This is a genomic window from Paraburkholderia sp. DHOC27 (assembly GCF_003429005.1).
Lineage (GTDB): Bacteria > Pseudomonadota > Gammaproteobacteria > Burkholderiales > Burkholderiaceae > Paraburkholderia.
In genome coordinates this window covers 1,656,955-1,679,347 of the sequence record NZ_QVQV01000001.1, presented here as the reverse complement: position 1 = coordinate 1,679,347, position 22,393 = coordinate 1,656,955, and the positions used below count along the sequence as shown (strand labels likewise).

The 22,393-nt window shown below is 63.0% G+C and carries 20 protein-coding genes and 2 pseudogenes; 14 read left to right on the top strand and 8 right to left on the bottom strand.

Translation table 11 applies throughout. The features are described 5' to 3' along the window. Positions 1-613 (top strand): annotated as a pseudogene (locus tag D0B32_RS07355) (collagen-like triple helix repeat-containing lipoprotein); the annotation flags it as partial. Positions 614-803: 190 nt separating this feature from the next. On the opposite strand, the gene D0B32_RS07350 reads toward D0B32_RS07355, so the two are convergent. Continuing rightward, entirely contained in the window at positions 804-1,715 is a 912-nt protein-coding gene (locus tag D0B32_RS07350) for an AraC family transcriptional regulator (protein WP_117333501.1), read from the bottom strand. 145 nt (positions 1,716-1,860) lie between these two features. On the opposite strand from D0B32_RS07350, the gene D0B32_RS07345 reads away from it, so the two are divergent. The 3 genes from D0B32_RS07345 (at position 1,861) to D0B32_RS07335 (ending at position 3,794) form a co-directional block, all read left to right on the top strand. After that, positions 1,861-2,694, top strand: a complete 834-nt coding sequence (locus D0B32_RS07345; protein WP_117333182.1) for an oxidoreductase — start codon at positions 1,861-1,863, stop codon at positions 2,692-2,694. A gap of 123 nt (positions 2,695-2,817) precedes the next feature. Then, a complete protein-coding gene (locus D0B32_RS07340) occupies positions 2,818-3,216 on the top strand; it encodes a VOC family protein (RefSeq protein ID WP_117333180.1) in 399 nt (132 codons plus the stop codon). Positions 3,217-3,506: 290 nt separating this feature from the next. Continuing rightward, the gene (locus tag D0B32_RS07335; protein WP_117333178.1) at positions 3,507-3,794 is read left to right on the top strand and encodes a hypothetical protein; all 288 of its coding nucleotides are present in this window, start codon (positions 3,507-3,509) and stop codon (positions 3,792-3,794) included. A gap of 193 nt (positions 3,795-3,987) precedes the next feature. On the opposite strand, the gene D0B32_RS07330 is transcribed toward D0B32_RS07335, so the two are convergent. After that, a complete protein-coding gene (locus D0B32_RS07330) occupies positions 3,988-5,172 on the bottom strand; it encodes a TIGR03118 family protein (RefSeq protein ID WP_117333176.1) in 1,185 nt (394 codons plus the stop codon). A gap of 715 nt (positions 5,173-5,887) precedes the next feature. Between D0B32_RS07330 and D0B32_RS07320 the strand changes: the two genes are divergently transcribed. Then, the gene (locus D0B32_RS07320) at positions 5,888-6,856 is read left to right on the top strand and encodes an MvdC/MvdD family ATP grasp protein (RefSeq protein ID WP_117333172.1); all 969 of its coding nucleotides are present in this window, start codon (positions 5,888-5,890) and stop codon (positions 6,854-6,856) included. Then, the gene (locus D0B32_RS07315) at positions 6,853-7,782 is read left to right on the top strand and encodes a hypothetical protein (RefSeq protein WP_117333170.1); all 930 of its coding nucleotides are present in this window, start codon (positions 6,853-6,855) and stop codon (positions 7,780-7,782) included. Before D0B32_RS07320 ends, D0B32_RS07315 begins: the two co-directional genes overlap by 4 nt. A 53-nt stretch (positions 7,783-7,835) precedes the next feature. Here D0B32_RS07315 and D0B32_RS07310 read toward each other — a convergent pair whose 3' ends face one another. Further along, on the bottom strand, positions 7,836-8,243 hold the full coding sequence (locus D0B32_RS07310; RefSeq protein ID WP_117333168.1) for a hypothetical protein: 408 nt from the start codon (positions 8,241-8,243) through the stop codon (positions 7,836-7,838). 344 nt (positions 8,244-8,587) lie between these two features. After that, a pseudogene (locus D0B32_RS07305) lies at positions 8,588-9,718 on the bottom strand (collagen-like triple helix repeat-containing protein); the annotation flags it as partial. Here D0B32_RS07305 and D0B32_RS33180 point away from each other — a divergent pair. The 5 genes from D0B32_RS33180 to D0B32_RS07285 all read left to right on the top strand — a co-directional run bounded on the left by D0B32_RS33180 (position 9,633) and on the right by D0B32_RS07285 (position 13,072). After that, the gene (locus D0B32_RS33180) at positions 9,633-10,103 is read left to right on the top strand and encodes a hypothetical protein (RefSeq protein WP_404935537.1); all 471 of its coding nucleotides are present in this window, start codon (positions 9,633-9,635) and stop codon (positions 10,101-10,103) included. The pseudogene D0B32_RS07305 and the gene D0B32_RS33180 overlap by 86 nt on opposite strands. A gap of 295 nt (positions 10,104-10,398) precedes the next feature. Beyond that, positions 10,399-10,911: a DUF6622 family protein gene (locus D0B32_RS07300; protein ID WP_117333164.1), complete on the top strand. Its 513-nt coding sequence runs from the start codon at positions 10,399-10,401 to the stop codon at positions 10,909-10,911. A 257-nt stretch (positions 10,912-11,168) separates the two neighbouring features. Next, on the top strand, positions 11,169-11,417 hold the full coding sequence (locus D0B32_RS07295; protein ID WP_117333162.1) for a hypothetical protein: 249 nt from the start codon (positions 11,169-11,171) through the stop codon (positions 11,415-11,417). Between the two features lie 193 nt (positions 11,418-11,610). Beyond that, positions 11,611-12,372 (top strand): glucose 1-dehydrogenase, encoded by a 762-nt coding sequence (locus D0B32_RS07290; protein ID WP_117333160.1) that lies wholly within the window; start codon positions 11,611-11,613, stop codon positions 12,370-12,372. 154 nt (positions 12,373-12,526) lie between these two features. Further along, complete coding sequence (locus D0B32_RS07285) at positions 12,527-13,072, top strand: GFA family protein (RefSeq protein WP_117333158.1); 546 nt, start codon at positions 12,527-12,529, stop codon at positions 13,070-13,072. 70 nt (positions 13,073-13,142) lie between these two features. On the opposite strand, the gene D0B32_RS07280 is transcribed toward D0B32_RS07285, so the two are convergent. The 3 genes from D0B32_RS07280 to D0B32_RS07270 all read right to left on the bottom strand — a co-directional run bounded on the left by D0B32_RS07280 (position 13,143) and on the right by D0B32_RS07270 (position 15,714). Then, positions 13,143-13,574, bottom strand: a complete 432-nt coding sequence (locus tag D0B32_RS07280) for a hypothetical protein (protein ID WP_117333500.1) — start codon at positions 13,572-13,574, stop codon at positions 13,143-13,145. Positions 13,575-13,590: 16 nt separating this feature from the next. Further along, entirely contained in the window at positions 13,591-14,442 is an 852-nt protein-coding gene (locus D0B32_RS07275; protein ID WP_117333156.1) for an oxidoreductase, read from the bottom strand. A gap of 258 nt (positions 14,443-14,700) precedes the next feature. After that, on the bottom strand, positions 14,701-15,714 hold the full coding sequence (locus tag D0B32_RS07270) for a Gfo/Idh/MocA family protein (protein ID WP_117333154.1): 1,014 nt from the start codon (positions 15,712-15,714) through the stop codon (positions 14,701-14,703). Between the two features lie 300 nt (positions 15,715-16,014). Here D0B32_RS07270 and D0B32_RS07265 point away from each other — a divergent pair, with 300 nt between their 5' ends. The 3 genes from D0B32_RS07265 (at position 16,015) to D0B32_RS07255 (ending at position 20,564) form a co-directional block, all read left to right on the top strand. Further along, positions 16,015-17,442, top strand: a complete 1,428-nt coding sequence (locus D0B32_RS07265; protein WP_117333152.1) for a collagen-like triple helix repeat-containing protein — start codon at positions 16,015-16,017, stop codon at positions 17,440-17,442. A gap of 290 nt (positions 17,443-17,732) precedes the next feature. After that, a complete protein-coding gene (locus D0B32_RS07260) occupies positions 17,733-18,944 on the top strand; it encodes a putative DNA modification/repair radical SAM protein (protein ID WP_117333150.1) in 1,212 nt (403 codons plus the stop codon). A 27-nt stretch (positions 18,945-18,971) separates the two neighbouring features. Next, on the top strand, positions 18,972-20,564 hold the full coding sequence (locus D0B32_RS07255; RefSeq protein ID WP_259294903.1) for a UdgX family uracil-DNA binding protein: 1,593 nt from the start codon (positions 18,972-18,974) through the stop codon (positions 20,562-20,564). Here D0B32_RS07255 and D0B32_RS07250 read toward each other — a convergent pair. Beyond that, a complete protein-coding gene (locus tag D0B32_RS07250; RefSeq protein ID WP_117333148.1) occupies positions 20,548-22,149 on the bottom strand; it encodes a GMC family oxidoreductase in 1,602 nt (533 codons plus the stop codon). The genes D0B32_RS07255 and D0B32_RS07250 overlap by 17 nt on opposite strands. Between the last annotated feature and the right edge of the window lie 244 nt (positions 22,150-22,393).

The window sequence follows — 22,393 nt, the reverse complement described above, 5'->3', positions numbered from 1 at the left end:
TGTCACCGGCGCAATCAGCAGCGTGACCGGCGCACTGCAAGGCGCAGCAGGCTCAAACCCGCTCGCTCCTGTCACCGGCGCAATCAGCAGCGTGACTGGCGCACTGCAAGGCGCAGCAGGCTCCAACCCGCTCGCTCCTGTCACCGGCGCAATCAGCAGTGTGACCGGCGCACTGGGCGGCTCGTCCCCGATCGTGCCGATCACGAGCGCGCTCAACACGGTGACTTCGACCGTCGCCTCGCAGGCGGGTGTCATCACGGGCATCGTGAAAGACAACCCGATCGCCCCGCTCGCCAGCACGCTGACGACGGCACTCGGCTCGACGCTCGCGTCGACCTCCGGGATCGCCGTCTCCGCAGCCGGCGCGGTCAGCGCAGGCGTCAGTGCGGGCGGCGCCACGGTCACCGCCGGGGCTGGCACGGCGGGCTCGGTGAGCGGCAGCCTCGCGACAACCGGTAGCAGCTCAGCCACCGGCCTGCTGTCACCGGCAGCGGGTCTCGTCGCGTCGCTCAGCTCGACGGCTTCACACGCGAGCGGCGGCACCAGCGCCGGTAGCCTGCTCGCTCCTGTGACGGGCCTCCTCGCTGTCGCGACGGGCGCATTGCCGAAGTAATCTGAAGACGCAGCGCGCCACGCGCTGATGCACGAAGGCCGGCTCTAAAAGCCGGCCTTTGTTTTTTTGCCCGCTCGTTCAAGCGTCTGAGAGCATCCGGCTAACTACATCACGCTCCACATGATCGAGGCCCGATCAACGACTACAAGCGCAGATCGCGTCCACGTACCAATTCAGAATCACCCACCTCTCAATGTGACGCCACGAACTTCGACTCTGGAAAAGCGGGCGGCAACGCGAAACTCTCGCGCAAGCGCTTCGTCTCCGCCGCGGGCGTGCGTCCAAAGAGCCGCTTGAATTCCCGGTTGAACTGCGAAGGACTGACATACCCCACTGCATGGCAGGCGGCTTCGGCCGTCATGCTTTGCCGCACCATCAGCAAGCGGGCCTGATGCAAACGGGTGGATTTCACGTACTGCATGGGCGACGTGCTCGTGATCGCCTTGAAGTGACTATGAAACGTCGGCACGCTCATGCCGGCCTGGCTGGCGAGCCCCGGAAGATCGAGCGGCTCCGCGTAGGTGGCGTGAATGCGCTCCAGTGCCTTGCCGATCTTGCCGAAGTGCCCTTGCATGGCCAACGCCGCGCGCATCACGTTGCCCTGAGCGCCGGTGAGCACACGGAAATACAGTTCACGCAACAGGGCCGGTCCGAGGACCGCGGCATCGAGCGGCCGGCTCATGGCCTCCAGAAAACGCAGCACCGACCCGCGCATGGCCGCATCCATCGGGCTCGACATCATGCTCTCCGGGACGTCGTCCGTGCTTGCCGGGCCGTGTCGATCAATCTGGATCATCAACTCGGCCGCCATCTGGAAGTTCAAATGCAGGTACAGCGCCAGCAGCGGATGCTCGGGCGTCGCATCAGTCTCCATCGTGAACGGGACCGGCACGGCTACCGCGAGATAGTGCTGCTCGTCGTACACATAAACGCGCTCGCCGAAAAACCCCCGCTTGCTTCCCTGGCAGACGATGACAATGCCGGGGTCGTACAGCACCGGCGTGCGTGACAGCGCCCGGTCCGAACGCAGCACGCGCACATCGCGCAAGGCGGTCAGGTTGTAGCCCTCCTGCGGCGCCAAAGCGGTCAGCAAGGCCACCATGCGGCGCTGTTCAGATTCTCCGATCAATTCTTTGCGCACAGCTCGACTCATAGAAATAGGCAATAAAAATGGAAATTAAGGCCTGAATCGCAGGGCTAATTCAGAATAACATGCAAGCACTCAAACTCATTCAGGAGCGTTTGTCATGGCAGCGATCAAAACCATGCTTATCACCGGCGTCAGCAGCGGCTTCGGACGCGCATTGGCGCAAGAGGCGCTCGCCGCTGGATATCGGGTCGTCGGCACGGTGCGCAGCGAGCAGGCCAAACGGGACTTCGAAGCGCTGGATGCCGACCGCGCCTTCGGACGAATCCTCGACGTCACTCACTTCGATGCAATCGACGACGTCATCAGGGAAATCGAATCGAACGTCGGGCCGCTGGATGTGCTGATCAACAACGCGGGCTACGGTCACGAGGGCGTCATGGAAGAGTCGACGCTCGAGGAAATGCGCAGGCAATTCGACGTGAACGTATTCGGCGCGGTTGCCGTAACGAAGAGCGTGTTGCCGTACATGCGCGAACGCCGTAGCGGCCATATTCTCAACATCACGTCGATGGGCGGATTCATCACGCTGCCCGGCATCGCGTACTACTGCGGCAGCAAATTCGCCCTGGAGGGGATATCCGAAGTCCTCGGCAAAGAGGTGAAAGGGTTCGGCATTCACGTGACCGCTGTCGCGCCGGGCTCGTTTCGCACGGACTGGGCAGGTCGTTCGATGGTGCGAACCCCGCGCTCCATCGCGGATTACGATGCGCTGTTCGATCCCGTCCGCAAAGGACGCCAGGAGAAAAGCGGCAAGCAGCTCGGCGATCCGGTGAAAGCGGCGCGCGCCATGTTGTCGGTGATCGAAAGCGACGCGCCGCCCGCGCATCTTCTGCTAGGCAGCGATGCGCTCGGCCTCGTCAGGGATAAACTCGCGTCGCTCAGCGCGGAACTGGACGCATGGGAAAGCGTGACGAGATCGACGGATGGATGAACGCTCGACGTCACGTCCTCTCGCATGAGATTCAGACAGCGGCGGTGACGCACGGCCTCAGCAGCCATGCAGCAGCCATGCAGCAGCCATTCAGCAGCGTGGTTCGAACAGAGGAAGAACAGGATGATTTCGCATGTGTTCGTTGGCGTTAATGACTTCAATCGTGCCTTTGCGTTCTACTCCGCGATCATGGATGAGCTAGGGCATAAGCTGAAATTCTGCGAGCCGGATAAAGCATGGGCGGGTTGGGTGGCTGAGGAAATGCCACGCCCGCTCTTTCTGATTGGCAAGCCTTATGACGGCAACCCAGCCGCACCCGGCAACGGGAACATGGTAGCGTTGCTCGCGCCGGATCGCCGTTCTGTTGACAACGCACACGCCAGCGCACTCGCCAATATGGGCTCCTGCGACGGTCCACCCGGACTGCGAGTCCACTATCACCCGCACTATTACGGCGCGTACTTTCGGGACCCCGAGGGGAACAAGATCTGTGTGTGCTGTCACGATCCCGTGATGGATTGAAACTGCCCTGCGTTCGCCCCTGGCCAAAAATTGCGCCCTATAAATTAGTTAGGCATGCTTTTCAATTTACAAAAACCGCTTCACGTGTATGGATATTCAGTCCGGATGCATAAGCGGAAAGTAACTTGAAAGCAAGCACCACACAGCGCACCACACAGCCGTTGCGCACGATGTTGCCGAAATTGAAATATATCCTTGTGGACAATGCGCTTAATTATCCCTGACCGTTTTCCTACACTAGAGGGGTTGTTTGCATCCATATTGCAGCCCAAATCCAGGAGACACGTAACATGAACAAGGCAACCTGCACATTACTCGCGGCCGCTGCCGCACTGACGCTGTCGGGCGCCGCCTACGCACAGAACAACACGCTGGCCACCCCGTCTGTCACGTCGCCTGCTGCTGCAACGAGCGGATATGGAACCTCGAGCGCCGCCACGTCGGATAGCGGCACGGGCTCCAACTCGGCAACCGCAGGCATGTCGAGCAGCGCGAATGGCGGCTCGACTTCCAATGCTGCTCCCGTGAGCCACAACACGTTGGCAACGCCGAGCGTGTCGTCACCGGCTGGGCAATAACAGCTAAGGCTTTAGTAAGCGTCGTCAAACCGCTGTCCTCACGGACAGCGGTTTTTTGCGTTGCTCCTGTCGTTTTCTGAAAGCGGCTCCCTGAATTCCCTAAGCGCTCTGACAGCAGTTTCCAGGCAGCGGCTCACGGCACGCTGACGAAGCGGCCTTTGCTTGTCGCTGGGACAACGCTGCCCGATCATCGCTACATCCCCATGCTCGCCCCACTCGAACTGGTGCCTGCACTCGTCCCTGTATTCGTGGCGGTGTTAGTCGCTGTGCCTGACGTTGCGTTCAGATCGATCCGTCCATACACGCCATCGGCCTCGGCATTCGGACCGGCCGTAAAGAACAGCGTATTCGACGGCTGATCGTTGAGGTTGTTGCCGAAGGCAATGCCCCATAGTCCGTGCTCGACGAGCGGACTGCCGTTCGATCCATCGAGCGCGCCCATCGCTTGACCACTCGACGCATTGAACGCGTTGATCGTGCCGTCGCCGAAATTGCCTATCAGAATCGCGCCGCTCATCGAGCCGAAGTTGGAAGGTGCCTGCGCAATCCCCCATGGCGCATTCAACGCGCCGCCCGTCGCAAAACGCTGCTTGAGATTGCCTGCCGTGTCGAACACATCCACCATGCCGAGCCCCGTGCCGGCCACATCGTCGTGTTTCGCGGCGTCTTGCATCGCGTAAGTGACGAACAGGTTCGAGCCGATCGCCTGAATGCCGAACGGCGCAAAGCCAACCGGTATGGCCGGGTCAGTGAACGCGCCTGGCATCGCGACCTTGGTAAAGCTCGTGTTGAAGACGTCGATCTTGTTGTTATGGAAGTCGGTCGCGTACAGGAAGTTGTTGCCGTTCATGGCAGCGATGGCGAGCCCCTTGTACACCGCGCCGCCCGCCGCATCGTCGAACACCACGAAGGCATTGGTCGGCCCGACCGCCGGCGCCCATGCGGTGATGGTGCCGCCCTCGCCCGCGAAGATAAATGCAGCAACGCCGGACTTGCCGTTCTGCGTCACGTTAAAACTTTGCGTGCCGTTGAAGACGATGCCCGTCGGCGACGCTGCGCCGTTCACGCCGTTCGGTATCGTGACGACCAGCGATTGCGGTGCGCCGTTACCGTCATAGAGTGTCGCGAGGTTGGTCGCGTTGTCCGCCACCCAGACAAAACCCTGCGGATTAAAGGCCACGCCCCACAGGTTTTTCAGATTCGCGTCGGTATGCGCAGCGGCGACCGCGCCATCCGACACGAGCGCCGTCGCCGTGAACGACGACACCACAGGCGGTGGATTCGAGTTATGCGAACCCGAACTGCCCCCGCACGATACGAGTGTTACCAGCGCCGTACCGCACGCAACAAAACTCAATACGCCGAAAAGAGATTTCATCACCGCACTCCCTGGGTTGTCCAAAGGCCGCAACGGTCATTGAACGAAGAAGGCGCGCGGTTTATTCCTCGACACGCTGGTTTCTACGCAGCGCCTTGATGGCCTGTATCGCGGTGCCACGTGTAAACGCAATGGTTGAATCGGCTAGCTAAAAACACGCGGTGTGCAACGGATTGCACGCCTGACTATTCCCTGGTCCTGCCAAAAAATCGCCAGCACGTATGACGCGCGAACAGGGGGCGGCCATTTAACGGCTCGCATCAAATGCAACGCTCGCGCGCGCATGGCCCGACGCCTTCACGGCGGAGCGCCGCGCTTTGTTACCTTGACAGTGCAACGGCGTTGAACTACGGTGAATTTCGTTGGGCCGGCGCACAGGCGCGAAGCCCGCACGCCTGGTGAGGCATGTCATGTCCGCAAAAGAGTCTGTCGGTTCGCTTCCCTTGATGGTCGCATTCAGGCGTCCCTTGCCGGAGCGGCCATTGCAGTACGAGTACGACGAGCAGCGACAGCTCAACGTCGTGCACGTGGAGGGTCGAACGGTCCCCGCCGTCCAGCTTCCGGATGTCCGCCTGCGGATGAAGACGAATCAATACAGGGGCGGCGAGGACTAGAACGCGGCGGCGCACCGCGCCAGCCAATGCACGGCCGGAAAACGTCGTGCGCCTGCTGAAAACAGATCATCCACGGTGGGCCGATTCGAGGAGACTCTTCTGTGCGTACGGGGCTGGATGAAAGGGTTCTGCTCGTCACCGAGCGCGGCGATCTATCCGCGGATCTGCTCATCGCGGAGCTGGTCAAACAGCGCGTGGCATACGTTCGCTGGAACGTCGAGGACTTTCCGGCCGCGTCCACGTTGACATGGAATCCTGAACAACTTGATGTGCAATTGGCAACCGGCGCGACGCGCTGGTCTCTCAGCGACATCAAAAGCGCGTGGTATCGCAGAACGCCGCGCCCGCAGCGCGAAGGCACGCAGAGCGCGAGCGTCGCGGACTTCATCAATCGCGAAACCTCCGCGTTTCTCAGCGGTGTTTTCGAAACCAGCGGCGTGCCATGGATGAATCGGCCGTCGCATGTCCAGCGCGCCGAAAACAAGCTCACGCAACTCGCTTTAGCGCGCGAATGCGGCTTTCTTGTCCCTCGCACGCTCGTCACGAACGACCCTAAAGCCGCGCGCCGGTTTGTAACGAGCGTGCCCCGCGCAATCGCAAAGACGCTGGGCGGCGGCACGATTCACGACAACGGCACGGATTTCGCACTCTTCACCCACACGGTGACAGCCGAAGCACTGACCGTCGACGCAGCGGTGCAAGCCGCCCCCTGCATCTTTCAGGAACAGATGGTCAAGGGTTTCGACATCCGGGTGACCGTGGTGGGCAAATTCATCTTCGCTACCCGGATTGCCACGACACACGACGAAGTCGACTGGCGTGCGGCTGATCGCCGTGCGGTGCAGTACCATATGCATCGCATTCCTGAAGAACTGGAGCGGCGTTGCCATGTCCTGATGCAACGGCTCGGTTTGATCTACGGGTGCCTCGACTTCGTGTTGACGCCCGCTGGCGAATACGCGTTCCTCGAAATCAATCCTTCCGGGCAGTGGGGCTGGATCGACGAAGAAACGCATTCTTCCATCACGCAATCTATCGTGCGACTGCTGATCAACGCGGATTTCCAATGACCGGGCCCTCTCCCCTTCAAGCGCGCATCCTTGCAATCTGGGCCTGGGTGTTGCCACGCCCGGAGGCCGACGTCGAACTGAACCCACCGGCCATCTTCCAGACTTACGAGCGTGCGCTGGGCGAAATCCGCAAGACCCAAAACACGGACATGATCGACGCGCTGGCCGACATGAGCAAGGAGTTGTTCGAGGATGCGCGCGACACCCGCGGGCACGTCGAAACGCGCGCGAGCGCCACCGTGACGGCCACAGGAATCGGTCTCGCAGCACTCGCCGGGATCGCCTCGCTATGGAGCCAGCAATCGCAGAAAGTCGCGTGGGTGCCCGCCATCACGCTGGGCGCGATCGTGATTGCGCTGCTCTACCTGATCTCGTCAATCATGATCGCGCAACGCGTGTATGGCGCCAACGTGCGCTCGACCCTCGGACCGCCTGACATCGTCCCCGGGACCGGCGCGAACAAATACGCCTACAGCCTGCGTGTCAGCGGTTTGCGGGTGGAGTATGCGATCCATAACTACAAGGCCAACAACCGGGCGCTAGGCTTCGTACTGGCGGCGCAGCGGCGCCTGGTGCGCGGCGTGACCCTTCTCGCGATAGCGGGAGGCGTCGTGTTGATTTTTCAGGCGCCGAAGTCCACCGGCACCACGCCCGTGGCGATCACGGCCCAGACCGTTCAACTGATCGCGGCGTCCCAGACAGCCGCATCGACGGCTGCATCAGCCAGTGCGGCGAGTGTGGGCGTCGCGGCATCATCGGCTCCTGCGAGTCCGGTGGATGTTTTGCCGCCGGCGCAACCGGGTCAACCCGCCGCGGCATCTTCGAGCCAGCCAAACGTCGCATCTGTCCCAGGCAACGCGAGTACTGTCAACGGCACCGCCAGTACCGCCCACGCAAGCCACGGAGCGAAACACAAGCATCCCTAACTAAATCGCTGACGACGACCCATCGCCCGTTGCAGGCATGCACTATCCGCGCATCAACTCAGCTTCACGATCGGCTTGATGAACCAGGCGCGCGCAGAGCGGGAGAACAGCAGCAGCGTCGCCGCTGCGTTGCTGAAATAGATGACGCCAGGCGCGAATGGCTGTTTCATGGCCACCAAAGCCGCGACAAGGACGAGACCGAACACGGTCAGGGCGAGTTCGATGATTCTCGCCCAGTTCCTGCGGTACACCAATCCGACTATTACCGTCGCGTTGAGAATTTGCCAGCCACTCAAGCCGATCAGCATGCCCACGGCCCCGACGCGTTGACGGTCGGTAAGATGTATTTTGCTCACCGTGATCCACGCAATCGACAGAAACGTATTCAGTTCCCAGAACCAGATGAGGACGAAGATCACCACTGCCGCACGAGCCGTCCATGGTGCGTCGCCGTTGAACAATGGAACCCGCGCAGCTAGCCGATCGAACACCGCCGTCACCCCATGAAGAAGGATTGTTTTTGACAGCCGTCGGCCGCCCGAATCGAGGAGCGGCTGAACGACGCGTCAGTGTGATGACGGCAACGGTGCGGAAAACTTGAGCGGAGGGTAGTTGGAATGCTCGTGGTTGCACGAGCACAGGGATGAATTGATCACGCGCCTGCCAGTGACGTGCCGGCATTTTCTTGCGTGATCCGAGCGAGGGGCCTGGTTTTCAGTCTGGTTCCCGGCCTGGTTTCCAGTCAGATCAAAAGCGGCCGCGCGTTTTCACCGCGCGGCCGCCCTTTGCTATACACCGCGGCAAATCATTTCTTGCCGGCCCAACCGTCGAGGCCGCCCAGCAAGCCGCCACCCGACCCGCCTGCGGCCGTCGCACCGCTCAACGTACTCGTCAAGGTGCTGACCAGACCCGTCAGCGGGGCCAGCGGATTGCCTGCCGCACCCGCGCCACCCGTGCCACCCGCTCCACCCGCGCCAGCCGCCCCACCCACCGAGCCGAGCGTGCCCGTGAGCGCGGTCACCAGCGACGTGACCGGCGCAAGCGGACTGGTCCCGCCCGACTTCACGCCGCCCGACACCCCGCTCAAGGAACCGGGCAACGAAGTGAGGATGCCGGTCAACGGCGCGAGCGGGTTACCCGGCGTACCGCCTGCGGTCAGCAAGCCGCCCGCCGACGTGACGGTGTTGCCTACCGACGTCACCACATTGCCGAGGTTGGCTCCAATCGGATTACCGGTCGCGCCGCCGAGTTTCGCGCCGGCGCTGTCCAGCCCATGACCGATCGTCGACAGCAAGCCGTTGAGCGGCGCGCCGAGACCGGTCGTATCGCCGACGGTTTGCGTGGTCTGCGCAAGCACGGTCGTGATGGGCGTGATGGGCGCGCTAACCGTCTGCGTCACCTGCTGAATGAAACCCGTGGAGAGCGTCGTGGTGAGTTGCGTCCCCAACGCGCTGACTGCGTTGCCGAGCGTCGAGACCGTGTTGCCAAGCGGCGCGGTCAGCGGGCTCAGCGGCGCCGTTGGACCACTGCCCAGACTGGTCACGAGCTGACCGGCGCTGTTGACGGCCTGCCCCGCGTCATAGACGAGATTGCCGGTGCTCGATACGGTCGGTCCGAGCGGATTGGTCGAATTGCCGAGCTGTCCAAGGCCGTTCGTCGTGCCCGCGCCCAAGGCGGTGATGCCGTTGCCGAGGTTCGACACGACGCCGCCGAGTGCTGTCGAGGTAGCGGGATTGCCGCCCGGGATCGGCGTGAGGCCGATCTGGTTGCCTATCGAGGCCACCGTCTGACCGGTCGTGCTCACGACGTTGCCCGCGTTCTGAACCACCACGCCGAGCGGATTGGCGCTCGTGGGAGTTGGCGTCGGTGTGGGCGTCGGTGTCGGCGTTGGTGTCGGCGTTGGCGTCGGCGTTGGCGTTGGCGTCGGTGTTGGCGTCGGTGTTGGCGTCGGTGTCGGTGTCGGTGTCGGTGTCGGTGTCGGTGTCGGTGTCGGTGTCGGTGTCGGTGTCGGTGTCGGTGTCGGTGTCGGTGTCGGTGTCGGCGTCGGTGTCGGTGTCGGTGTCGGTGTCGGTGTCGGTGTCGGCGTCGGTGTCGGTGTCGGCGTCGGTATCCCGCCGCCCGTCCCACCGCCCGCTCCGGAGCCAGATCCCGCCCCCACGCCGCCGGGTTTCGTCACCGTACTTCCGCACCCGGTCAGGACGATCATCGACGACACGCACCACGCAATCGCCGACAGTTTGAATGTGTTCATGATTTCGCTCCCTCGCAACATGTGGTTATTTGCTGCGGGAGCTAACTGCAAGTCCTATGCCGATTTGTAATACGAACCGTCATGGACGAGAAACACGCTAATAATCAATAACTTAAACAACCTTCATTCGGCCATCCGGGCACCTTACCGAGCAGATGTGGCGGCGGACACCGCAACACGCGAAAGCTACGTAACGTAACGCGCCCTTCGTCCAGCAACCCGTTCCATCTCACCGCCGCGTTAACTCCGAACTAACTCTGCGTGGCTACGATGCGTTCCATTCGGCGCGGTCTGTCGCACGGTGCGCTTATCGCTCGCACCCTCCTCGCCCTGTCACGTACACATGCCACCCACGGGAGACTCTCATGTCCTTGGCAACTATTCTTCACGGCACGCCGATCTGGGTCTGGGTGCTGCTCGTCGTTCTGCTATCACGCGGCATCAAGGCACTCAAGAGCGGCACTACCCCGCTCGCGAAACTCGCCGTTGTGCCGATCATTTTTGCGGTGTGGGGCATCGTCCATCTGGCTGCTGATCCCAGCACCGGATGGCCGACGCCGCTGGCGTGGGTCGCGGGGGCACTCGCCGGCATCGTCGGCGGGGTTGTGCTTGCACGTCGCACGCGTTTCATCGTCGATCCCGTCGCCAACACGGTGATGCTGCCCGGTTCGATGGTGCCGCTGGTGCTGATCGTCGTCACCTTCGCCACGAAGTTCTGGCTCGGTGTCGAGCTGGCAACCGCCACAGCATCCACCCCGGTTCTGACGTATCTGGTGATCGAGGCAGCCGTCTCCGGGATAGTCGCGGGTATCTTCGGTGGACGATTCTTCACCTACTGGGGCGCACTCGCGAGACTACGCGGCAGCCTGCCCGCCTGAGCGCATCCAGCGTTGAACCGTTCGGTGTCACGGTGCTTGCATCTCCGATGATGCAAGGTTTCATGCCGTGCCGCACGGCAGTTCTGATATGCAGGAATCCCAGGTAATGCTACAGCCGCCTCGTCATTGCAGCACGTCGCAAAACCGCTTTAAAGGCCTGACGCTCGCCGTAATACTCACCGTATTACTTGCCGTAATGCTCCGCTAATTCTTCGAGCGCACAGTGCTCCCATCTGATCTCAACCGAGGAGAACGAAATGGAAAACTTCACCGCATTTGCACTGGCAGTCGTGATCGTGGCAGTCGTGGCGAGCGTCGCAATTGGTATCGTGGCACACGAGATACTGACGTTCATTCGCGAACGCGTCATACGTGTTGCCGCGAAACAGGCGCGCGCGAACCGCGAGTCCCGCACGGCATCCATCTGCGCGGAAAACGTGGCGTATGCCGTTGCGCGCGAGGTCGGCGAGCGCCGTTCGAACGGCTACCGCGCCGCTGAAAAATAACCGTTGGCGGGCGCTGGTTCACCGCAAGAGTTTTTCTCACGCGGGGCCGTAAGTAATCTGCTTTGTCATTGCAACACACCGTCTTTATGCTTGTGCGTGTCCGCCCGGTTTGGGGCGGACTGTCCAGAGCCACGCGGCACCCATTCCACGCCAGCTCTGGATTCTGACCCATCACCACAAGAAGGCTTACGCAATGAATACCGCATCGCAGAGTCCACTCATGCTGATAACGGGGGGAAGTCGAGGCGTCGGCGCGGCCACCGCGCGCCTTGCCGCTGCACGCGGCTACGACGTCGCGATCAGCTTCGTCTCCAACGAATCTGCTGCACGCGCCGTGGTCGCCGATGTGGAAAGCGTGGGACGTCGTGCGCTGGCGGTGCGTGCCGACAACGCAGACCCTCAGCAAGTTGCCCAGCTTTTCGCGGCAATCGACCGTGAGTTTGGCCGCATCGACGTACTGGTCAACAACGCCGCGATGCTGGCGCGGCAGTCCCGCCTGGAAGACCTGGAATTCGAGCGGATGCAGCGCATTTTCGCGGTCAATGCAATCGGCCCGATGCTCTGCGCCCAGCAAGCGGCCAAGCGGATGTCCTTTCGACACAACGGGCGCGGCGGTTCCGTGATCAACCTCTCTTCGGCATCGGCAAGGCTTGGCAGTCCAAATGAATACGTCGATTACGCGGCGTCGAAGGGCGCCGTCGAGACCTTCACCACCGGCTTTGCAAAGGAAGTGGCGCGCGAAGGGATACGCGTGAACTGCATACGCCCAGGCCACATCTACACTGAGATGCATGCGAGCGGTGGCGAACCGGGGCGGGTGGATCGCGTGAAGGAATCGATCCCGATGGGCCGGGGCGGTCAGCCCGAGGAGGTTGCGCAAGCGATCCTCTGGCTGGCGAGCGCCGAGGCTTCGTTCATCACCGGCACGTTCCTCGACGTCACGGGCGGCAAGTGAGCGACAGCCCGCGGTCAGCCCGGCACTGCTGCCGGCAGGCAGAATCCTGTATTCTTCGGCCTGCTTCAATCGTTAAGGCCCAGACCGAGCCGGCGCAAACGCGGCGGCATGGCGAAGGAAAACGCCTCCGGCAGCCCGCACTCAGCCAACGCCTATGTCTACTCACTCGCCCATTCATGCGTCCGCTCAAGCGCCCGCAAAGTCAGTTACGACCGTGAGCTGCGCGTGCGGACAAGTCGTCTATGAGGCGAAAGGCGCGCCGATTACCAGTGTGATCTGCTACTGCGACGACTGCCAGGAAGGCGCGCGACAGATCGAGTTGCTTCCCCACGCGCCTCCCGTTCAGGAGCCGGATGGCGGTACGGCCTACCTTGCCTACCGCAAGGACCGCGTGACCTGCGTACGCGGCCAATCGCTGTTGAGACATCACAAGATCCGAGCCGGCTCGGCCACGAATCGGGTACTCGCGACCTGTTGCAACTCGGCCATGCTGATCAGTTTCGACGATGCCAAACATTGGGTGGATCTGTACCGGTCTCGCTGCAACGGCGATAACTGGCCCGTGCAAATGCGCATCTGCACGAAGTTCAAGGCCGCCCACCACATCATTCCCGCCGGTGTGCCTCAGCACCCGCACTATCCACTCTCGCTCATCATGAAACTGGTGCGCGCCAGATTCGCCATGTTGCTGCATCGGTAAAACGCGCACCTCAGCGTGGCTCATGCGCGCGTCGAGATCGCCGCGCAGCAGCGTGGCGCCCGTCGGCGAATCAGTGGTAAACCGTCGTCGAGGATTGCAGCTTCGTCAGGACACCTTGTCTGAAACGAAACCACCCTTGCGGGCCTTGCATGACGACTTCATCGCCTTGCCAGAACACGCGTCTGACTTTCAGTCGCTCGCTCACACGCTGCACGAGCGGTGGACGACGCCGAAAGTCATACAGCACCGGGCCGGCATCCGTTAGCACGAGCATGCGCGCGATGCTGTCGTTCGTACTGCCAATGTCATCGAAATGCGTGAGCGTATTCGCCTCGAAGCGATCGACGATTTCTTTGTCCACCGTTGCCACGAAGCCGTGCTCGGCGCGCTCGAATTGCAATGTGCCGGCCGGCGTCTCGAGCGGGCCGGTCGCGTTGCTTTGCGCATGCCCACCGGTTGCAAAGGAGAAAGCTGCGAGCGCGACGAGAAACAAACGCATCACGTTGCCGTCCACCGCATCAAGAAGGAAAATCCGCGCCCAGCGTGGTCGATTCCCATGTATTCAGGTCATTCTGCAGTCGCGACAATTTGGTTCGGACTGCTTCCAGACCGGGTTTTCCCAATACCAGATTCGATGGCGGCACCTTGGCCTCAACGGCGGCAATGATCGCCTGCGCGGCGCGCGCCGGATCGCCCGGTTGCCGACCGCTGTCTGCCGCCACCTGCGCGCGTCGCTTGCCAGCAATGGAGGCATAGGCGTCGATCGAGCGGTGGGTCTGCTTGAGCGAGCGACCCGCCCAGTCCGTGCGGAACGGCCCCGGCTCGACCGTCGTCACCTTGATGCCGAGTTCGGCGGTCTCGCGCGCGAGTGCTTCGCCCAGCCCTTCCAGCGCGAACTTGGTGGCCGCGTAGTAGCCGCTGCCGGGATTGCCCACCAGCCCGCCAACGGACGTGATATTGACGATGTGGCCCGCGCCCTGCTCGCGCATCAACGGCAACACGGCCTTGATCGTGCTCACCGCGCCGAAGAAGTTGACCTCGAACATGGCGCGCACTTCGTCGTCTTCCCCTTCTTCGATCGCGGACAGATAGCCGTATCCAGCGTTATTGACCAGCACGTCGATGCGGCCAAACTGGGCCTTGGTCTGCGCGACCACAGCCTGCACGTCCTCGGGCGACGTCACGTCGAGTTTGAGCGCGAGGGCATGTTGCGGGTGCGAGCCGGCGAGATCCGCAACGGCAGCAGGATCGCGCGCCGTGACCACCGCGCGCCAGCCGCGCGCGAGCACGGCCTCGGCAATTTCCCGGCCGAAGCCGGTCGAGCAGCCCGTAATCAGCCAGACAGGAGAGGCAGATGAGTCAGTCGTCATGGTAGTCCTCGGTAAGGGCTGACGCGACGCGCCACACGGCAATTCGGCGCCAAGGGTCAGCTGGGAATGAGTCTGGAGAATATCGCAACGCCCGCGAACGCGCTGCGCGGCCCGCAGCCGTGCCTCGCGGCAAAAACAGGCAAAAACAGGCCGTCGCGCCGCGCCCGCACGCGAGACGAATAGCTCGCGCGGGCGTTTCAGTCGGCACCTTCAATTGGTCCTTCTATTGGCCCTTCAGTCAACCTTAATCAACCTCAGTCAACCTTCCGCAATCCGCTCCCACGCCCCCGAGCGTGCCGAGCGGAATACCGCGTCGATCACCCGCATGTTGGCGCGCGCATCTTCGAGCGGGATGGCCTGCGCGCCGCCACTCAGGATCGCTTCGGCAAACGTGGCCGCTGCGACGCCATATTGATCGCAGGCGGGGATCTCCAGCCAGGTCTCGGTGGAAGCGCCGGCGCTGGTGTTTTCGCTCACCAGCAGACGCGTCGGCCGGTCATGAGGTGCATTGAACGGAATCTCGATCTCGATGCGCCCCTTGGTGCCGTGAAACTGCATGCGCTGATACGGATGCACCTGCGTCGAATAAAAGAAACTCGCCTGCACCCCGCCAAAGTCCATCAACACCGAGCCCAGCCGGTCTACCTTGAAGACGGGATCCTGCTCGATCATCGCCACCACGCGTCCTGGTTCACGGCCCACGATAAAGCGTGAGGTCGTGATCGGATAGCAGCCAATATCGAGCAGACCGCCGCCACCAAATTCACTCTGGTTGCGGATATTGTCCGGGTTCGTGTTGTGATAAGTGAAACCGCCGGTCACCGCGCGCAATTCGCCAATCGCGCCTGCGTCGATCAGGCTGCGCACCTTCAGCCATTGCGGGTGCGTGCGAACCATGAAGGCTTCCTGAATATATCGGCCCGTCGCGTCGCGCGCAGCAATCAATCGTTCGACCTCCTGAGCATCCAGTCCGATCGGCTTTTCACACAACACGTGCTTGCCCGCCTCGACCGCCTTGATGGTCCATTCCACGTGCAGATGATTGGGCAACGGAATATAGACCGCGTCGATTTCCGGGTCTGCGAGCAGCGCCTCGTAGCTCTCGTAGGCCACTGCCAGGCCGTATTTCGCGGCCGCTTCGCGCCCCTTCTCAGGCGAGCGCGATGCAATGCCCTTGACGCGGCATTTCGGCGCCTCGTGCATCGGCACAACCACCTTGTCGTTGATCTTTGCGGCGCCCAGGATACCCCAGACGATTTCGTCTCCTGCCATGACATCCCCTTTTCGATTTGCGAAGTTACGCGAACAATCCGAAACATTAGTCCCACGCAGTTTACACGGCGCCCTTACGTTCGCGGATACGCACCGCACCGTGACGTGCCACGCAGTGCCGGGTTGTGAGCGGTGAGATCAAACGTGTGTTTGCACACGCGTGCGCTGTGCCGGCTTTCTTCGAAGAAATAACCCACTCTTCGGGAAAACCCACCTTAATTTCCTCTCAGGACTGCCGTTGACGTAGTCAGCTGCCGCAAAAAGCAGCACTACATAATGACACTGAGAGTTGAGGGCTAAATGAAGATTCACACCGACGGTACGTTACGTACCAGCTTGATCGCGACCACCCTGGCCGCCATGTTGTCCCTCAGCGCCTGCGGCGGTTCCGGCACGCTGAGTTCTGGCACCGGCAGCGCCGGCGGCAGCAGCGGCAGCGGTGCCCTGGCGAGCGGCAGTACCGGCTCCACCAACGGCTCCGGCAGCGGCGACCTCGCAACGGCCGCAGGCAGCACCGGCGGCGGTTCAACCGGTCTCACGACGACCAGCACAGGCGGGGGCAACCCGGGCAGCAACCCAGGCACCGGCAGCACGACAGGGACGACCCCGACCGCCAACGCAGCAAGCCAGGTAGTCGACCACGCGGGCAACGTCATCAGCTCGGCGGGCAATACGGTGTCCGGCGCGGGCAGCGTGATTGCCGGGCAGACGGTGCCCGGTCTCAATCCCCAAACCACTCAGGCCGCGGGCGGCATCCTCGTCGATACGGGCGCGGCAGTCAGCAACCTGGGCAATGGCGTGTCGCAAGGGCTCGGTCAACTGGGGACCGGCACGAACGGCGTGGGCGTCACGCTGACAAGCGTAGGCGGCACCGTCAGCGATGCCGGCAAGGCGGTCAGCAGCACCGGCCAACTGGTGAACAGCCTCGGCACCGGCCCGCTCGCGCCCGTCGCGGGCGTGACGACGCCGCTTGCCGCCACGGTCGACGCGCTCGGGGCCGGCGTCACCCAGGGCGGCGCGACGCTCGGCACGGCGCTTTCTTCGGGTCCGGTTTCCCAGGTGACGATGGACACCAGCAAGAGCATCGAAACCATCGAATCAATGGCGGTGCAAACCACGCAAACGCTCGGCGCGACCACCGGTCTGGGCGCGCCCGTGAACACGGTGCTGGCCAATGTCGGCGGCGGCGTCGCCCAGGTGGGCGGGCTGCTGGGCGCGAGCGGCGCGGGCAACCCGGTGGTCAGCGGCCTCGGCAGCACGGTGTCTAACACGGGCTCGACGGTTGCCTCGGTGGGTGGCCTGACCTCGGGCGGCACGGCAGCCAATCCGCTCTCGACGGTTTCGACTGCGGTCGCCACGCTCGGCGCGGCAACCGGCACCGGCGCGACGGTGGGCAGCGTGCTTTCGCCGGTCACGACGCTGGCGACGAGCGCGACCGGCTCGCTCACTTCGGCCACCGGCGGCACCAGCAGCCCGCTCGCGCCCGTCACCGGCCTGCTGACGACGGTCACTTCGTCACTGGGTTCGGCGACCAGCCCCGCAACCACGACCTCTGCGACGACCGGCAAATCCAGCAACGGGACTGCATCGGGCGGCAGCGCGAGCCCGGTCACGAGCACGATTGCGGGCCTCACGTCGACCACCTCGGCGGTCACTGGCGCGGCGACCGGGCTGTTGTCGCCCGTGACAGGTGCAGTGGGCGGCTTGCTCGGCGGCGCGAAGAAGTAGCAGACCTGCTGCGATTGGTTTGTCGCCGGGTTTGAGTGGACCTCGGGTGGACTTCGGGCTGACCTTGGGCGTTTGAGGCAGGTAGCTAGCCTCTGATTCTCGAGGTCCGCCCGGAACATCAGAGATCTCGCGAAGGCCGAGCGTTTGGGTCCGCCCAGGCGTCGCCTTCGTGGGTCACGCAACACCGCAACGTGCATGCCCATCGCCCCGGATGGGAGCCAGAAAAAGGCCTTGCATCACGCTACCGCAGCGTTAGAATACTGTATATACATACAGTAATTGATGGCGGTATGGATCTCTCCAGCAAGCTCGAGGTATTGGCGGACGCGGCGAAGTACGACGCGTCCTGCGCCAGCAGCGGCGCACCTAAACGCAATTCGCGCGGCGGTGCCGGTCTGGGCGCGAGCACCGGCGCGGGCATCTGCCATAGCTTCACGCCAGACGGCCGCTGCGTGTCCTTGCTGAAAATCCTGCTCACCAATTTCTGCCTGTACGACTGCCAGTACTGCGTCAACCGGCGCTCCAGCAACGTCCCGCGCGCACGCTTCACGCCAGAAGAAGTCGTGACGCTGACGCTGGATTTTTACCGGCGCAACTATATCGACGGGCTGTTTCTCAGCTCGGGCATCATCCAGTCGTCGAACTACACGATGGAGCAGCTGGTCCAGGTGGCGCGTTCGCTGCGTGAAGATCATCAGTTTCGCGGCTACGTGCATCTGAAAACGATTCCCGACGCTGATCCCGAGTTGATCGCCCAGGCGGGCAAATACGCGGATCGCTTGAGCGTCAATATCGAACTGCCCACGGAGGTCAGCCTCGAACAGCTCGCGCCAGAAAAGAGCGTGCGCACCATCAAGCTCGCTATGGGCTCGATCCGGCTCGGGCAGGAAGAATCGCTCGCAGACAAGAAGGCGCCAAAGTTTGCGCCCGCGGGTCAGAGCACGCAGATGATCGTCGGCGCGGACACCACGGACGACCGCACCATCCTGCACACCGCCGAGACGCTCTACGGCGCTTATGGTTTGAAGCGGGTCTACTATTCGGCCTTCAGTCCCATTCCGGATAGTCCATCTGCCCTGCCCGCGCAGGCGCCCCCGTTGCTGCGCGAACATCGTCTGTATCAGGCCGACTTCCTGCTGCGCGGCTACGGCTTCAACGCGGCTGAACTGTTCGGCAAAACCGGCACCCTCGCGCTCGATATCGACCCCAAGCTCGCGTGGGCCATCTCACACCGGCATCAGTTTCCGGTCGACCTGAACCGCGCGCCGCTGCGCATGATCGCGCGCGTGCCCGGCATCGGCATGCGCAACGCGCAACGGCTCGTCGAGCTGCGTCGTTTGCGTGCGGTGCGTTATCAGGACCTCGTGCAGTTGCGCTGTTCGATGGCCAAAATCAAACCGTTCATCGTGACGCAGGACTATCGGGCGCCGCTCAAAGAAGTGTCATCGGAGCAGCTGCGCCGGAGCCTGACGCCGCCGCCCGAGCAACTTGCGCTGCTGTAAGCGCGCACGCGTACCCTCGGCGCTTCGATGCAGACCATCGTCTTCGACAACACCTACCCTGAGTGGCGCGCGGCGGCCCTGCGGATGCTGGCCGCGAACGTGCCGCCGGAGATGATCGACTGGCAGGTTGGCGTCGCTGCGCACGGTGCCGCGAACCATGACGAGGGCGATGCCGAAGCCGACACCGAAACCGAAACCGAAACCGAAACCGAAACGCTTCGTCAGCGGCAGACCAGCGGTTCGTTCGACTTCGGTACCGATTCATTGAGCGAAAGCGCGGGCAACGCATCAGAGCGCGCTGACCGAACGGCGCAACCTCCATCCGAAGCATCCACCACGCTCGCTCCGGTGGTGCGCATCTCGAAGGCGCTCGCCGCGCAGCTCAATGACGCGGCACTGTATCGGGACGCGCGTCGCTGGGCGTTTCTCTACAAGGTCATCTGGCGATGGCATCACGGTGATCGCGCGGTGGCCTCGCCTGCCGATATCGACGGTGCCCGTCTGCATCACGTGGCCAAGGCCGTACGGCGTGACAAGCACGACATGATCGCGTACGTGCGTTTTCGTCAGTGTGCGGAGGTGGCGGAGGGTGAGCCGGAGTACATCGCCTGGTATGAACCGGCGCACGACATTCTCGCGTGGGGCGCCGAGCAGTTCGCCCAACGCATGGGCAGCGCGCGCTGGCTGATCGCAACGCCGTCGGGCGCCGCGTCGTGGGATGGCGCCACGTTGCATCTGCAGCACGATCACGCACAGCGCGGCGCGATTGCGCCTGACGCGGCTGAGGCACTGTGGCTCGCCTACTACCGCAGCACCTTCAATCCTGCGCGGCTCAACGAAACGGCGCTGCATCAACACATGCCGGTTCGCTACTGGAAAGGTTTGCCCGAAGGCCCGCTCATTCCTGAGATGATCAGCGCCGCCAAAAGCGGCGCACAGCGGCTCGCTCAGGCTCATCGCGTTGGAGCCTTGCAGGGCAAGGTGATTCCCATTGAAGCCGAAGCCGCCCAGCCAATGCGCGCCGCGCCGAGTTCGCTCGCCGCTTGCCGCCGCTGCGAACTCTGGCAGCACGCCACCCAGCCGGTAAACGGCGAGGGTCCCGCCAACGCCCGCATCATGTTGCTCGGTGAACAGCCGGGCGACCAGGAAGACCTGAGCGGCAGGCCCTTCGTTGGACCGGCGGGACAACTGCTCGATGAGGTCATCGAGCGCGCGGGCCTCGCGCGCGGCGACCTCTATCTGACCAACGCGGTCAAGCACTTCAAATGGACGCCGCGCGGCAAACGGCGTATCCACAAGACACCGGCGCAACGTGAAGTCGAAGCGTGCGCGATGTGGCTCGAACACGAAGTGCAACGCGTGCAGCCCGAGGTCATCGTCACGCTTGGCGCCACGGCATTAGGCGCGTTACTCGGCAAGAAAGTCAGCTTGCAGTCCTGTCTCGGCAAGCCGTTCGAACTGAATGGCATGCACGTCATCGCGACGTATCACCCGTCGTTCGCGCTGCGTCGAGACGATGCCGGAGGCCGCGAGCAGGTCGCCGGCGCGATCCGCAATGCGCTGGCTCAAGCAGCAGCCTTGCTGGATGCGCCCGATGATCACGTCAACGTTCGAGCATGAACTGCGCGGCCTGCTCGCCGATCACCACGCATGGCGCCATTGTGTTGCCGGCGGTCACACGCGGCAGAATGGACGCGTCTGCCACGCGTAACCCTTCCACGCCATAAACCCGCAGCTTGCTATCCACCACCGACATGGCATCGCACCCCATCCTCGCCGTGCCGCTCTGATGCCAGAATGTCGTGAGTCCGTTGCGGATGTATTGCGTCAAATCCGCGTCATCGAAGGAATGCGGCGCGACGTGATGCCCATTGCGTCCCGCCAGCGCCGGTGCGCTGCCCATCTCGCGCGCGAATGTCAGGCCGCTGATCAGGTCAGCCATATCCTGCGCATCGCCTAGATAGTTGGCGTCGATCCGTACCGGATCCGTGGCGGCCGCGCCTGTGAGATGGATGCGGCCACGGCTCTGCGGACGCATGCCGATGAGTTGCGTCCAGCAGTGCGCCGGCAGATCGGCGCGCGCGGCGTTTTCCGGCGTGAGGTAAGCGCCCGAGCTGGCGTAGGTATAAAAGTTCGGGCTATCCAGTTCCGGACGGCTCTTCCAGAAGCACGCCGTCTGGCTGCGCGGCGCACTGCCCAGCACGTCGCCCTCGCTGGCCCACACCGAAGCAATCGCCACGTGATCGTGCAGATTGCGTCCCACCCCCTCCAGGATTTGCAATGCGGTGATGTCGGCCTGTTTCAATTCATCGGCAGGGCCGATGCCGGATTGCATCAACAGCTTGGGCGTGTGGATTGCGCCGAGCGAGACCACCACCTCGCGCGTCGCTTCTGCTGTCACGACGGCGCCCTGATAGCTGAATTCGACCTTGCGCGCGCGCCGGCCGTCGAACAGCACACGCGTGACGTGCGCCTCGCTCAGCACGGTCAGATTGGGCCGCGTCATCAGCGGGTACACGTAGGAGCGGAAGATGGACTGCCGTTTGCCGTTGTGCAGCGTTTCATCCACCAGCGCGCAGCCGCCGTCCGCTTCCATCATGCGGCCATTCGCGTTGGCGAACCGCGTGAGTCCCACCGATTCCGCAGCCGCCATCAGGCAGTCGGAAAACGGCAACGGCTCCTGCGCCGGCTGCACGCGCACCGTGCCATGCTGACCGCGATAGTCGGGGTCCGGCGCGCCCACCCATTGCTCGATGCGGTTGCGATACAGGTCGAGCACCGTGCGATAACTCCACGCATCATCGTCCGCGGCGGCGGCGTAGAAATCCCAGTCGGCCCGATGACCGCGCGACCATGTCGAGACATTGATGCTGGAGCCGCCGCCGAGCACCTTGCCCATCGAATACCCAATCGCACGGTCGTTCAGACGCGGGTTGGCCTGCGCGACGAAGCCCCAGTCCATCGCGCCGCCCAAGGTCATCGGCCAGCAATTGGGGTTCTGCACCAGTTCGCTCTCGTCGTGGCCGCCTGCCTCGATCAGCAGGACACGCACCGTGGGGTCTGCCGCTAGCCGCGCCGCCACCACGCAGCCGGACGTGCCGGCCCCGCATACGATGAAATCGAAAGGCACCGTGATGCGTGCGGCCTGCTCCTGTTGATTGTGTCGAACCTGTGCGGCGAAGGCTTCCTGCGTGACCGTATCCATGCGGACTCCCAATGTTGGCCGTATCGAAGCGTGTCGATGACGATTTCAAAGGGGTCCCAGCTTACCGGCGGGAATCGGGGCCACGTTGCCTCGCTGCGGCAGATCACTTGTCTCTAACGCGCGTCGTTGTCGCAAACTGGTGCACGACGCATCGCATTCCGCCCCTTTAGCGCTACGGCAAGGCGAAGCCGCCTTCAGCAGGATCACCGGCGAGCGGGCATAATTCAGGGCTGTTTGCGAAATG